The organism is Promicromonospora sp. CA-289599 (assembly GCF_050936155.1).
Taxonomy (GTDB): Bacteria; Actinomycetota; Actinomycetes; order Actinomycetales; family Cellulomonadaceae; genus Promicromonospora.
On record NZ_JBNJNI010000001.1, the window covers coordinates 1,597,167 to 1,610,280 of the forward strand.

A 13,114-nucleotide genomic window follows, 5' to 3' on the forward strand; every position below is an offset into this window, starting at 1 on the left:
CGAGGCCGCACAGCCCGAGCGGCCCAGCATGCCGAACCCGCCGGTGATGCCCGTACCCGTCCAGGCGCTGCCGCCGCGGCGGCAGCCACGCCTGGACGCCCGGCGCAAGGGCCTGGCGCACGACCCCGAGTGGTACAAGAAGGCCGTCTTCTACGAGGTGATGATCCGGTCGTTCTCCGACTCCGGCGACGGCGGCGCGGGCGACCTGCGCGGCCTGGTGGAGCGGCTCGACTACCTGGAGTGGCTGGGCATCGACTGCCTGTGGCTGCCGCCGTTCTTCCCGTCGCCGCTGCGCGACGGCGGGTACGACGTCGCGGACTTCACGGCGGTCTCGCCGCAGTTCGGCACCATCTCGGACTTCAGCGACCTGGTGGCCGCCGCGCACGAGCGGGGCATCCGCGTGGTGATCGACCTGGTCATGAACCACACCAGCGACGCGCACCCGTGGTTCCAGGCCTCACGCGCCGACCCGGAGGGCCCGTACGGCGACTTCTACGTCTGGAGCGACGACCCCACGCAGTACGAGGGCGCGCGCATCATCTTCGTGGACACCGAGACGTCGAACTGGACGTTCGACCCCGTGCGGCGGCAGTACTTCTGGCACCGGTTCTTCAGCCACCAGCCCGACCTGAACTTCGAGAACCCGCGCGTGGTCGAGGCGATGCTCGACGTCGCGCGGTTCTGGCTGCAGCTCGGCGTCGACGGCTTCCGCCTGGACGCCGTGCCGTACCTGTTCGAGGCAGAGGGCACCAACTGCGAGAACCTGCCCGAGACCCACGCGTTCCTGCGCAAGGTGCGGCGCATGCTCGACACGGAGTTCCCTGGTCGCATCATGCTGGCCGAGGCCAACCAGTGGCCGGCGGACGTCGTCGAGTACTTCGGCACGGACGACGAGCCCGAGTGCCACATGTGCTTCCACTTCCCCGTGATGCCGCGCATCTTCTACGCGATCCGTGACCAGCGGGCCCGCCAGCTGCTGGAGATCCTCGCGGACACGCCGGCCATCCCGGCGGGCGGGCAGTGGAGCACGTTCCTGCGCAACCACGACGAGCTCACCCTGGAGATGGTGTCCACGGAGGAGCGCGCCAGCATGTACGGCTGGTACGCCCCCGACCCGCGGATGCGGGCCAACGTGGGGATCCGGCGGCGGCTCGCACCGCTGCTGGACAACGCCCGCAAGGAGATCGAGCTGGCGAACGCGCTGCTGCTGTCGATGCCCGGCACCCCGTGCCTGTACTACGGCGACGAGATCGGCATGGGTGACAACATCTGGCTGCCCGACCGCGACGCGGTGCGCACCCCGATGCAGTGGACGCCGGACCGCAACGCCGGCTTCTCCACGGCGGACCCGGGCAAGCTCTACCTGCCGCTCGTCCAGTCGCTCGTGCACCACTACCAGCACACGAACGTCGAGGCGCAGCTCGCGCAGCCGACGTCGCTGCTGCACTGGATGCACAACATGCTGGCGTTCCGGCGCCTGCACCCCACGTTCGGTACCGGCGACTTCACGGCGCTCGACTGCAACGACGAGTCGGTCATCGCGTTCACCAGGTCCTCCGCCGAGGAGACCATCCTGGTGGCCGCGAACCTGTCCGCCACAGCACGCTCGTCCACCATCAAGCTGCCCGGATACGCCGGCTGGACGCTCACCGACGTGTTCGGCGGGGGTGAGTTCCCGAGCGTCGGCGAGGACGGGATCCTGACCATGACGTGGGGTGCGCGCGACTTCTACTGGCTGGTGCTGGCCCCGCCGGTGCGCGCTGGATCGGCGGAGTCGGCAGGGCAGGCGGGAGCGGTGTGACTGCGGCGCGCCTCGTCCACGTCTCCCCAGGAGCCGCGCACCTCCCCCCGGAGGTGCTGCGGCTCCTGGACACGTGGCTGCCCCAGCAGCGCTGGTACCCGGTGCCCGCCGAGGGGGTGACGCACGAACCCTGGCTCACCGTCACCTTCCCGGGGGTCGCCGACGTCGTCGTCGCGCTCCTGCGGCTGGCCGGCCCCGGCCTCGCCGCGGGCTCCGATTCGCTGGTGATCCAGGTCCCGCTGGTCCTGACCCCCACCGCGGAGCCGGAGGCCGACACCGCCGAGACCGAGGCGGCGGGCCTGATCGGCACGGTGACGACGGCGTCGGGCACCGCGACGGTGCACGACGGCGGGGTCCACCCCGCCGCCTGGCACGCCTACCTCACCGCCGCCCTGCCGGAGGCGTGCGAGCCGGAGGACTGCGCCGAGCTGGCCGGCGCGCGCCGCATCTCCGGCGAGCAGTCGAACACGTCGGTGATGTTGCCTGCCCTGACCGCGCACGGAGGCCAGGGCGGCATGCTCAAGATCCTGCGGACCGTGGCGCTGGGCCCGCACCCGGACGTCGTGATCCCGGAGGCCCTGACCCGGGCCGGGTGGGACGGTGTGCCCCGGTTCCTCGGCGCGGTCGCGCTGCCGGTGCCCGACGACCTCGACGCGTCGCCGCTCGCCCACCTCGCCGTGCTCTCCGAGCTGGTCACCGACGCCACCGACGGCTTCGAGCTCGCCTGCGCGTACGCATCGCGCGACGAGGACTTCGGGGAGCGGGCCGCGGAGCTCGGGGCCGTCGTCGCACAGCTGCACGCCGTGCTGCTCGAGGCGCTCGGCCCGGGCCCCGGACTCGAGCCCGCGAGCTTCATGGGGGTGCTGCGGCGCCGCGCCGCCGAGGCGTTCGCCGACGTCCCCGACCTGGCCCCGCACCGAGCGGGCGTCACCGCGCTGTTCGACACCGTGAGCGACCGCCTGTCCGCCGTCGTCGAGCGCACCGGCGGACTCGTACCCCTGCAGTCCATCCACGGCGACCTGCACCTCGGGCAGGCGCTCTACTCGCCGGGTGGCTGGAAGGTGCTCGACTTCGAGGGCGAGCCGCAGCGCCCCGTGTCCGAACGTGTGGCGCCCGACCTGCCGCTGCGCGACGTCGCCGGGCTGCTCCGGTCGCTCGACTACGCGGCCGCCGTCGGGCAGGCGACCGACCCGCACTGGGCGGGACACGCCCAGATCAGCTTTCTCGAGGGGTACCGCGAAGCACACGAGGGAACGGTGCACGCGACGTCAGGCAGCGAGCTCACCGTCGCCACCGCCGAGCTGCTGCTGCGCGCGCTCGTCCTGGACAAGGCGCTGTACGAGGTGGTCTACGAGTTCCGGCACCGGCCCGCGTGGATGCACATCCCGCTGACCGCTGTGGAACGCGTCCTCGCTTCGTGACATCTACCAGCCCGGACGTGTCGCACGTCACCTGCTCCGCATGGAAAGGTGAACCCATGGCAGACCTGCCCGACGTCGACCTCGAGGTCCTGACCGCTATCGCGTCCGGAACCCACCACGACCCGCACACCGTGCTCGGCCCCCATCTGCTCGATGGGCCCCGGGCGGTGGTACGCGCCTTACGGCCACTTGCCGACGAGGTGGTGGTGACCATCTCCGGCCCGGGCGGCGACACGGAGGTGACCGCGACGCACCAGGGTGCGGGAGTGTGGGCCGCCGTCGTGCCGACGACGGAGGGCCCGGAAGGGACCAGGCACGCTCCCGACTACCGCATCCGCACCCGGTCGGGCACGGACACCTGGACGTCGGACGACCCCTACCGGTTCCTGCCCACCCTCGGCGAGGTGGACCTGCACCTGATCGGCGAGGGCCGGCACGAGCAGCTGTGGCAGGTGCTCGGCGCCAACCTGCACCGGTACCCGAGCGCGGCCGGCGACATCGCCGGCGTCGCCTTCGCCGTGTGGGCGCCCAACGCCCGCGGCGTGCGGCTCGTCGGCGACCACAACGGCTGGGGCGGCACGCACCCGATGCGGTCGCTCGGTTCCACCGGTGTCTGGGAACTCTTCGTCCCCGACGTCGGCCCTGGTCTGCGGTACAAGTACGAGATCCTGGGGGCCGACGGCGTCTGGCGCGCCAAGGCGGACCCCCTCGCCAAGGCGACGGAGCAGCCACCCGCGACGGCGAGCGTCGTGACCGCCTCGAGCCACGAGTGGCACGACGACGCGTGGATCGCGGCGCGGACCGCGACCGACCCGCACTCCGCGCCGCTGAGCGCGTACGAGGTGCACCTGGGCTCGTGGCGACCCGGCCTCGGCTACCGCGAGCTCGCGGAGCAGCTGACCGCCTACGTCAGCGAGCAGGGGTTCACGCACGTCGAGCTGCTGCCCGTCGCGGAGCACCCGTACGGCGGGTCGTGGGGCTACCAGGTCACCAGCTACTACGCGCCGACCTCGCGCTTCGGCTCGCCCGATGACTTCCGCCACCTCGTGGACCGGCTCCACCAGGCGGGGATCGGCATCATCCTCGACTGGGTGCCCGCGCACTTCCCGCGCGACGAGTTCGCCCTCGCCCGCTTCGACGGCGGGCCCCTGTACGAGCACCCCGACCCCCGGCGCGGCGAGCAGCAGGACTGGGGCACGCTGATCTTCGACTTCGGCCGGCGGGAGGTACGCAACTTCCTGGTGGCGAACGCGACCTACTGGTTCGAGGAGTTCCACGTCGACGCGCTGCGCGTGGACGCCGTCGCCTCCATGCTCTACCTGGACTACTCCCGCAAGGAGGGCGAGTGGTCCCCCAACGTGCACGGCGGGCGGGAGAACCTGGAGGCCATAGCGTTCCTGCAGGAGACCAACGCGACGGCCTACCGGCGCACGCCCGGCGTCATGATGATCGCCGAGGAGTCGACGGCGTTCCCCCAGGTCACCGGCCCGACCTCCAGCGGAGGGCTGGGCTTCGGCCTGAAGTGGAACATGGGCTGGATGAACGACACCCTCCGCTACCTGGCCGAGGACCCGTACAACCGGCGCTACCACCACGGCGAGCTCACGTTCTCGCTCGTGTACGCGTTCACCGAGCAGTTCGTGCTCCCGATCAGCCACGACGAGGTCGTGCACGGCAAGGGGTCGCTGCTCGGGAAGATGCCGGGTGACCGGTGGCAGCAGCTCGCGGGCGTGCGGTCCTTCCTCGCCTACCAGTGGACCCATCCGGGCAAGCAGCTGCTGTTCATGGGCTGCGAGTTCGCGCAGGAGACCGAGTGGTCCGAGTCGGACGGGCTGCCGTGGCACCTGCTCGGCGACGCCGGGCACGCGGGCGTGCAGCACCTGGTCCGGGACCTGAACGCGCTCTACCGCGCGACGCCGGCGCTGTGGGAGCTGGACTTCGACCACACCGGGTTCGAGTGGCTCGAGGGTGACGACGCCGACCACAACGTGCTGGCCTACGTGCGCCGGTCCCGCTCGGGCGACCCGGTGGTGGTGGTCGTGAACTTCGCGGGCGTGCCCCACGAGGGCTACCGGCTGCCGCTGCCGACGCTGCCCCTGGCCTCGCGGGACGAGTCTGCCGAGGCCGCCAACGCCGTCGAGCCCTCGCAGGTCGAACCTGCCGAGAGCCGGGCCACTACCGCCGAGCCGACCGCGGCCTCCGTGTGGCGCGAGGCGCTGAACACCGACGCGACCGTCTACGGCGGCTCAGGTGTGGGGAACATGGGCCGCGTGCAGGCCGAACCGGTGCCCCACCACGGCCGCGCGTGGTCGGCAGTGGTCCGTGTCCCCCCGCTGGGCGCCCTGGTCCTGATCCCCGAACCCCATAGCTGAGTGCTGGATCTTCGCCCTCCCGACCGCTCGGCAGGGGCGAAGATCCAGCACTCAACGGCAGGGCAGGGTCAAGGGCAGGGTCAGTAGAGGCTGATTGCCAGGCGCTTGCGCGCCTTGCTTACCCGCGGGTCTCCCGTGCCGGCGAGCTCGAAGAGCTCCAGCAGTCGTACGCGGAGCTTCTCCTTGTCGTCGGCGTCGGCGCCGGGCAGCAGGTCGAGCAGGCGTGCGAACGCGTCGTCCACCTTGCCGCCCAGCATGTCCAGGTCGGCGACGGCGAGCGCGGCGTCGACGTCGGACGGCGCGTCCGCCGCGGCCTTGCGCGCCGCGGCGAGGTCGGCGTCCCGGGTGCGCTGCATGAGGTGCACCTGGGCGAGGCCGGCCGTGGCGTCCGAGTCCTTGGGGTCCTGCCGCAGGGCCTTCTCGTAGGCAGCGACGGCGGCGTCCAGGTCGTCGCGCTCGATCGCGTCGTACGCCTCCTGGTGGAGGGGCGGCAACGGCGGCAGTTCCTCGGCCTCGACCGCGTCCGCCGCAGGTGCGGCGCCCGGGACCCGGCCGTTGACGCCGTTCTGCTCGGCGGCCGCCAGGACCTGGTCCAGCACACCGCGGATCTGCTGCTCCTCCGCGGCGCCCTGGAACAGCGGCAGGGGCTGGCCCTGGAGCACGGCCACCACCGTGGGCACACCCTGCACCTGGAACGCGGCGGCGACCTGCGGGTAGGCCTGCGCGTCGACGCGGCCGAGCAGGAATCGCCCGCCGTACTCGTCGGCGAGGCGGCCCAGCGTGACGCCCAGCTCGGCGTTCGCCTGGTCGGTCGGGATCCAGATCAGCATCACCACCGGATAGGTGGACGAGTCACGAACCAGCTGCTCGAAGTTCGCCTCGCTGACGTCCACGACGAAGCCACCGGCTACGGGTGCGCCGCCGGGTTCACCGGGCGGTGGCGCCTGGGGTCGGTTGAGGGCGGACAGGTCGACGGCGCCGCGCACCGCGAACTCGGGCTGTGCGCTCCGGGCGGGCCCGGGCTGAGGGGACGGACTGCTCATGGGGACAATCCTAATGACCGTGGGGGCGCCCACCCGCCGACTCCGCTCTCAGCGAGATCGGCGGGCAGCCGCCCCGACCGGCCCTCGCGGTCAGTCGTTCGAGACGTCGTAGGGCACCCGGTGGTGGCCGACCGCACTGATCGCGGTGTCCGAAGCCTTGGGCGGCACGTACAGGGCCACGATGTCCCGGTAGGCGATCCGCACCACGTTGGTCCGCTCAGCGTTGCCCCACAGCGCCCTGGCCGACGGCGTGGGCGGGCCGAGCTGCCAGTTCTCCTCGGCCCGGACCGTCTCCTGGCTGGTCAGCGCCCCGAGGACCAGTGCGCCGCCGTCGACCGTACGGACCGCCTTGACCAGGTCGTCCGTGGGCTCGTACTCGATCTCGAAGGTGCCCCTGCCTTCCTCCGCCTCGATGGCGTCGACCTGGAGCTCGCCGTACGACCGGATCAGCCGGCGAACGTAGTCGTCGGCGAAGCCCTCGGCGTACCGAGAGCGCTCGTCGTGCGTCAGCACCGACGCGTACTGCGCGACGGCCGCCTCGGGCGTCACCTTGAGCGTCGTGTCGTCCACCGCTACCGCCGGGCTGCCGAGGGCAGCCTCCGCGAAGCGGGGCATGGTGATGTCCGGCAGCAGCTGGACGTAGCCCCAGAGCTTGTACTGCTCCCGTGCTGATGTCTGCTCGAAGGCCGCGAGGACCGGCGTGCCCTTGCCCTTCGGCGTGACCCCGATGCCGTAGCTGCTGCGCGGCCAACCCTGCTCGGACGGCAGCACCACCTGCTGCATCTCCAGCGACAGGTCGGTCAGCAGTTTGCCGTCCTCCCGGGCCGCGGCGAGCTGCAGCTCGGCCTCGCGCATGGTGAGCGCCGGCCCGGACAGCCGCGCGGCCAGCGACCCCGCCTCGTCGACCTGGTCCGCCTCCGCGACGACGGTCGAGACCCGGTCGAGGATCTTCAGCTCCTGGGTCTCGCTGATCACCGCCGCGACCACCGGCGCGTCGGCCTCGGGCGTGGGCGGCTCCGCCGTGCAGCCGGCGACCAGCACCGCGACGGCGCCGGCCACGGCCAGGCGGGCGCCGCCCCGCCGTCGGGCGACCTGCCGATGCGTCATGGAAGGAGCTTCGGAACGCAGCAAGGGTGGCCTCCGTAGGTTCACGGAGGCCACCCTAGCGGCGGCTGCTGGTCGGTTCGCCGGCCTGATCAGCCGTTCGAGACCGAGCTCGGCACGTGCTCGTAGCCGACCAGGCTGACCTGGTCGTCCGAGTCCTTCGGCGGCACGTACATCGCCACGATGTCCTTGTAGTTGACCTCGACCACGTTGCTCACGTCGGCGTCGCCCCAGAGCGCCTGGGTCGTCTCCGTCGGCGGGCCGATCTCGCAGCCCTCCTCCTTGGCGGTGATCGTCTCCTGGCTGATCATCGCCGCCATCACGAGAGCACCGCCGTCCGCCGTGCGGACCGCCTTCACGGGATCCTTCGTGGGCTCGTACTCCACCTTGAAGTCGCCGCCGCACTTCTCCTTGTTGATGGCGTCGACCTGGAGCTTGCCGTAGTCCCGGAAGAACTGGCGCAGGTCGTCGTCGGTGAAGGTGTCGGCGTACTTCGAGTCCTTGTCGACGGTGAGCACCGACGCGTACTGCTTGATCGCGTCGGCCGGTGTCACCTTGAGGCTCTCGTCGTCCGACGGGACGGCGGGACTGCCCAGCTGGGCCTCGGCGAACCGCGGCATGGTCACGCCCGGCAGCAGGCGCACCCAGCCCCACAGCTTGTACTGGTCGCGCGCGGTGGCCTGGTCGAAGGCCATCAGCACCGGCGTCGTGAGGTCCTTGGGCTGCACCGTGATGGCGAAGCTGCTGCGCGGCCATTCCTGGTCCGACGGCAGGATGACCTGCTGCATCTCCATGCTCAGGTCCGTCAGCGGCTCGCTGTCCTTGCGGGCGCCTGCGACCTTGAGCTGCGTCTCGCGGATGTCGAGCGCGGGACCGGTCAGCCGCGAGTCAAGAGACTTCGCCTCGCTGGACTTGGTCACCTTGCCGACGACGCTCGCCACCTCGTCCAGGATCTTGCGCTCCTGGGACTCCGTGACGACCGCCTGCGCGACAGGTGCTTCCGGCATCGGGGTCGGCAGCTCCTCGGCGCAGCCGGTGAGCAGCCCTGTGGCGAGCACGGTTGCTACCACGGCCGTGACGCGGGTCGTGGAGCGTCTCATGAGTTACCTCCGTCGTTCCCGGTGACGCCCCAGGTCTGGCGCCACGCGGCAGCCCGGCTGCTCGGTGTCTCCGGCTCGGGTTCGGGTTCAGGTTCGGACGCGGGCACGGTGGGCATGGCGCCCGTCGCGGCCCTGAGCTGCGCCTGCTCGCGCAGGCGCATCTCGCGTCGGGTCAATGGCTTGCCCGACGCCGCGGGAGCGGCCGGCTCGGCCCGTGCGGCGGCCGGCGCCTGGGGCGACGCCGGTGCCTGTTCGGGTGCGACGCCGCCGAACGGCGTCCGCTCTGCCGAGGGCTGTCCGGTAGGCACGGGCGCTCCGGGCGCCTGGCCCCGGCGACGCCGGATCCCGCGGACCGACGCCGCGGCAGGGGCGGCGACCGGTTCGGGAGCCTGCTCGGGAACCGGGGGCGGGGTGATGGGCGCCGCTCCGCCGAACGGGGCCGGCGCCCCCCAGGTGCGCGTGTGGTCCTGGTCAGGTTCGGGCAGACCCCGTTCCGGAGGCCGCACGGGTTCGGGCCCGGGCCTGCCGCGCTCCGGCCTGCTGCGCTCCGGCCTGCCGCGCTCGGGGGTGTCGCGGCCGGGCAGCTCTCGGGCGGCCGGCGGGTAGACCGCCGTCCCGCCGTCAGCAGGGTCGCCCAGGGCAGGCGGGAAGCCTGCGGCCGGCTCGTGGGCGGCCGGGCTCGACTGGTCACCGTCCACCTCGAAGACCGTGTCCCGACGCGACGGGTCGGAGCCCGTCTTCCGGGTACGGCCGGTGGACGACGAGCGTCCCTTGCCGGCGCCGCGGTTCTTTCGACGTGCGCCGATGGCGAGGAAGACGCCGAGGATCAGGAGGAAGCCACCGCCCAGCACACCGGGCCACAGGAACGGGGTGTTCACGGGGCGAGGCCACGTGAACTCCAGCGTGGGCGCCGCCGCACCTTCACCGACGCCCGCGGCCAGCAGGACCGTGCGGCCGGGCTGCTCGGTCCAGCGCATCTGGACGGTGGTCTCGCCGCTCACCTCGGAGATCCACATGTCGGATCCAGCGGGATCAGGACCGGTGCCCGCCTTCTCGCCCGACTCCTCTGCCTCTTCTCCCTCTGCCTCTTCCCCCTCAGGGGCGGCACCGGTACCCGGGACGACGCTCAGCGCCTCCCAGGAGGACAGCCCGGTCACCGAGTCGTAGGGGTCCTCGCCCACCCAGCCGAGAACGTCGACGTCGGACCCGAGCGCGAGCGTGACCTTCTGCCCCTCGGGGACAGTGGCTCGCACGGTCACCTGGTCGTCGACCAGGCCAAGTACGCCGGGCTCGGTCACGACCATGGTTCCGTCGCCGCTGGGGGTCGCGGTCGCGACAACTGTGTCGGACTCGCGCAGGACGGTTGCCGTCGCAACCCCGAAACCGATCCCGCCGAGTCCGGCAAGGATCAGGAGGATTGCCAGAAAGCGTTGCACCACCGATTCCCTTCGAATTTTGGGCGCGCGGCCCGTCGATCAGGTGGATGTTCCAGCATAGGGACCGAACAAGGAGCCCTGTCCAATGACGGGCGTGCTTGTGCGGTTCGGTCGGGATTCTCACCCTTCCTTCACGGAGGTGTGCCTGAACCGCCACCGGGTCGCGGGCCGGTTCGCGCGGGTCAGGTCGCGCGGGCCAGCGAGAGTATTCCATGCAATACGTACATTGCATCCGCTAGCGGGAGTATCCACATCTGCACAAGGCACGTATCCTGGGCGCCGGACGGCCGGTATAAGCGGCGTCCCAGGGGGGAGCCTGACCCGCGCCTCACCAAGTTCCGACACTGGAGGTCTGCACCGTGTCCGACGAGCGCTCGCTCTTTCCGACTGCCATGCGCGGATACGACCGCGATCAGGTGCACGCGCACCTGGACCGGTTGAATCACGCCCTCGAAGAGGCACGGCGCCAGGTCGAGGCATCTGACGGCCGCGCCATGCAGCTCACGCAGGACCTCACCGACGCCAAGCGCAATCTGCGCGAGACCGAGAAGCCCTCGTACGCCGGCCTCGGCTCCCGCATCGAGCTGCTGCTGCGCTCGGCCGAGGACCAGTCGACCGACATCATCAACCAGGCCAACCAGCAGGCCGCGGACATCATGGCGCGGGCGAAGCTGTCCGCGGGACAGGTGCGCTCGCGCGCCGAGTCCGAGGTCGCCGAGATGCTCGCCAGCGCCCGCCGCGAGGCCGAGGAGATCCGCACCACGATGGCGGCGGAGGCCGAGGGCCACCTGCTGGCCGCGCAGCGCCGCGCCGAGGAGCTCGTGGGTTCCGCCGAGCGCGAGTCCGCGCAGATCGCCAGCGCCATCAACGCCGAGGAGAGCGAGCGCCGGGCCAGCCTCGAGCGCGAGCTCGGCACCCTGCGTTCGACCGTCGAGCGCGAGACCACCGAGCTGCGCGTCAAGACCGAGGCGGACGCCGCCAAGCTCCGCTCCGAGGTCGCCGCCCAGACGAGCGAGCAGCGTGAGTCCGCCGAGCGTGACTCCTCCGCGATGCTGTCCAACGCCCGCGCCGAGTCCGAGCAGATCCTCTCGGAGGCACGCCGCCAGGCGGCCGAGGCGGCCAACGCCGTCACCACCGAGATGGAGGAGCTGCGCGAGCAGGCCCGTGCGGCGCTCGCCCAGGCCGAGCTCGACATCGCCAACCGCAAGGAGAGCGTCGAGAAGGAGCTCGCCGAGCGGCACGAGACGGCGAAGTCCGAGATGGCCAAGCTGGTCAGCACTGCCGAGGAGCACGCCGCAGAGGCCGAGAAGCGCGTGGCCGTGGCTCTCGAGCAGTCGGAGAAGATCCGCTCGGAGTCCGACGTCTACGTCAAGGACCTCGTGGCAGACGCCCGCAAGTCCGCGGACCGCATCGTGGCCGAGGCCAGGGAGTTCGCGGAGCAGACGATCGACGACGCTCGCGCCGAGGCGGAGTCGAGCCGGTCGGCCGCGCAGCACCAGCTCGAGGACCTGACCCGTCAGCACGACTCGATCAACTCGTACCTGGACGAGCTGCGGGGCATGCTCGGCACGCCGGCCGAAGCCGCTCCGGCCAAGCCCGCCCTGCCGGCGAAGCCGAAGGGCATGTCCGGGGCGACCCCGGCACAGCAGGCCCGCTTCGCCGTCGTCGGCGACGGCACCGAGGCCGAGCCCGACGTCCCCGAGTCCACCGACACGGGCTCGATGCCCGCGTCGATCCCGCCGAGCAACCCGACGCCCGTGCCCGTCGGCACGGCGACAGTGGTCATCCCGTCGGTCAAGGGCACCAAGGCGAGCACGAAGGCCGGCCAGCCCGCCGAGAGCGAGGACGCCGAGGAGTCGGTCGGCGAGAAGGCCGGCGCCTCGAAGTAGCTCGGCCCGCTGAGGTAGTTCCGCGAAGTAGAGCGCCTGTCCGGTCTCCCTGGTGTTGCCAGGGAGACCGGACAGGCGCTCTACTTCGCGGAACTCGGTATTCTCGTCAGCGGTGCGCCACTACATGGGTGTGCAGCAGGCCCAGGGCCGCGGCGACGGCCTGTGGGTCCTCGACGACGCTCATGTGGCCGACGCCGGGCACGAGAGTGAGCGATCCGTCGCCGGCGGAGAGCCGGGCAGAAGTGCCCGCCGCCCGGACCATGTGCTCCGCCTCGGCGAGCGGCGTGATGCTGTCCTCCGCTCCCACCACCACGGAGACCGGCGCGCCGAAGCGTTCGAGCACCGCCGTCCGGTCCGGGCGGGCGGCCATCGCGCGCTGTGCCCAGGCGACGCCTGCGGGCGACTGCGCGCGGATCCACGAGTCCAGCACCGGGAACAGGTGTCGACGGCGTTCGGTGGTCGTCGGACCCACGAGGGCGGCGGGCATGCTGAGGACGGCGTCCACCGTCTGGCTGGCTTCCACCGCGGCGGCCACCCGGAGGCGCTTGGCGCGCGCCTCCTCGGTGTCCGCCGTCGACCTGGTGCTGACGAGCCCGAGCCCCGCGACGAACCCTGGGTGCCGCTCGGCCAGGGCGAGCGCCACGTACCCGCCCATCGAGTGGCCGACGACCACCGCGTTTCCCTCACCGGCCTCGGTCACGGTCCGGTGGACCCAGTCGGCCGCGTGGTCGATGCTCGGCTGGAAGCCGTCGAGGTCGCTGTGCCCCGCGCCCGGCAGGTCGACGCCGATGGCGCGGGTACCCGGGGGAAGGAACGCCGCGCAGGCCGCCCACATGCGGTGGTCGAGCGGAAAGCCGTGCAGCAGGACGAGCGGCACTCCGCCGCCGTCGTGCAGCGTGAAGGTGGCCAGGGTCTGTGAGGTCATCGTCGTCCTCCTGTGGTGGGTGC

General features: G+C 71.8%; 9 protein-coding genes. 4 read left to right on the forward strand and 5 right to left on the reverse strand.

What is annotated here, in order from left to right; genetic code table 11:
• Positions 1–46 precede the first annotated feature (46 nt).
• Genes treS through glgB form a run of 3 tightly spaced genes read left to right on the forward strand, consistent with a single transcriptional unit; the run spans position 47 to position 5,594 of the window.
• Entirely contained in the window at positions 47–1,801 is a 1,755-nt protein-coding gene (gene treS / locus ACQEVI_RS07065; protein WP_432905833.1) for a maltose alpha-D-glucosyltransferase, read from the forward strand.
• Positions 1,798–3,222 (forward strand): maltokinase N-terminal cap-like domain-containing protein, encoded by a 1,425-nt coding sequence (locus ACQEVI_RS07070; RefSeq protein ID WP_432896117.1) that lies wholly within the window; start codon positions 1,798–1,800, stop codon positions 3,220–3,222. Before treS ends, ACQEVI_RS07070 begins: the two co-directional genes overlap by 4 nt.
• 56 nt (positions 3,223–3,278) lie before the next feature.
• Positions 3,279–5,594, forward strand: coding sequence for a 1,4-alpha-glucan branching protein GlgB (glgB, locus tag ACQEVI_RS07075; RefSeq protein ID WP_432896119.1), 2,316 nt, complete (start codon positions 3,279–3,281; stop codon positions 5,592–5,594).
• Between the two features lie 80 nt (positions 5,595–5,674).
• On the opposite strand, the gene ACQEVI_RS07080 is transcribed toward glgB, so the two are convergent.
• From ACQEVI_RS07080 to ACQEVI_RS07095, 4 genes are all read right to left on the reverse strand, one after another.
• Entirely contained in the window at positions 5,675–6,637 is a 963-nt protein-coding gene (locus tag ACQEVI_RS07080; RefSeq protein ID WP_432896122.1) for a tetratricopeptide repeat protein, read from the reverse strand.
• A 90-nt stretch (positions 6,638–6,727) separates the two neighbouring features.
• Positions 6,728–7,744, reverse strand: coding sequence for a hypothetical protein (locus ACQEVI_RS07085; RefSeq protein ID WP_432896125.1), 1,017 nt, complete (start codon positions 7,742–7,744; stop codon positions 6,728–6,730).
• A gap of 89 nt (positions 7,745–7,833) precedes the next feature.
• Entirely contained in the window at positions 7,834–8,841 is a 1,008-nt protein-coding gene (locus tag ACQEVI_RS07090; protein ID WP_432896128.1) for a hypothetical protein, read from the reverse strand.
• Positions 8,838–10,277 carry a hypothetical protein gene (locus ACQEVI_RS07095; RefSeq protein WP_432896131.1) on the reverse strand — a complete coding sequence of 480 codons (1,440 nt, stop codon included), beginning with the start codon at positions 10,275–10,277 and terminating at the stop codon, positions 8,838–8,840. Before ACQEVI_RS07095 ends, ACQEVI_RS07090 begins: the two co-directional genes overlap by 4 nt.
• 359 nt (positions 10,278–10,636) lie before the next feature.
• Between ACQEVI_RS07095 and ACQEVI_RS07100 the strand changes: the two genes are divergently transcribed.
• Positions 10,637–12,166 carry a DivIVA domain-containing protein gene (locus tag ACQEVI_RS07100; RefSeq protein ID WP_432896133.1) on the forward strand — a complete coding sequence of 510 codons (1,530 nt, stop codon included), beginning with the start codon at positions 10,637–10,639 and terminating at the stop codon, positions 12,164–12,166.
• A 106-nt stretch (positions 12,167–12,272) separates the two neighbouring features.
• Here ACQEVI_RS07100 and ACQEVI_RS07105 read toward each other — a convergent pair whose 3' ends face one another.
• Entirely contained in the window at positions 12,273–13,091 is an 819-nt protein-coding gene (locus ACQEVI_RS07105; RefSeq protein WP_432896136.1) for an alpha/beta fold hydrolase, read from the reverse strand.
• Positions 13,092–13,114: the final 23 nt, after the last annotated feature.

What these genes read in the sequence shown, in the direction of transcription:
- ACQEVI_RS07080 (WP_432896122.1), bottom strand. Translation starts at nt 6,637, where the DNA reads ATGAGCAGTCCGTCCCCTCAGCCCGGGCCCGCCCGGAGCGCACAGCCC.
- ACQEVI_RS07085 (WP_432896125.1), bottom strand. Translation starts at nt 7,744, where the DNA reads ATGACGCATCGGCAGGTCGCCCGACGGCGGGGCGGCGCCCGCCTGGCC.
- glgB (WP_432896119.1), top strand. Translation starts at nt 3,279, where the DNA reads ATGGCAGACCTGCCCGACGTCGACCTCGAGGTCCTGACCGCTATCGCG.
- treS (WP_432905833.1), top strand. Translation starts at nt 47, where the DNA reads ATGCCCGTACCCGTCCAGGCGCTGCCGCCGCGGCGGCAGCCACGCCTG.
- ACQEVI_RS07105 (WP_432896136.1), bottom strand. Translation starts at nt 13,091, where the DNA reads ATGACCTCACAGACCCTGGCCACCTTCACGCTGCACGACGGCGGCGGA.
- ACQEVI_RS07090 (WP_432896128.1), bottom strand. Translation starts at nt 8,841, where the DNA reads ATGAGACGCTCCACGACCCGCGTCACGGCCGTGGTAGCAACCGTGCTC.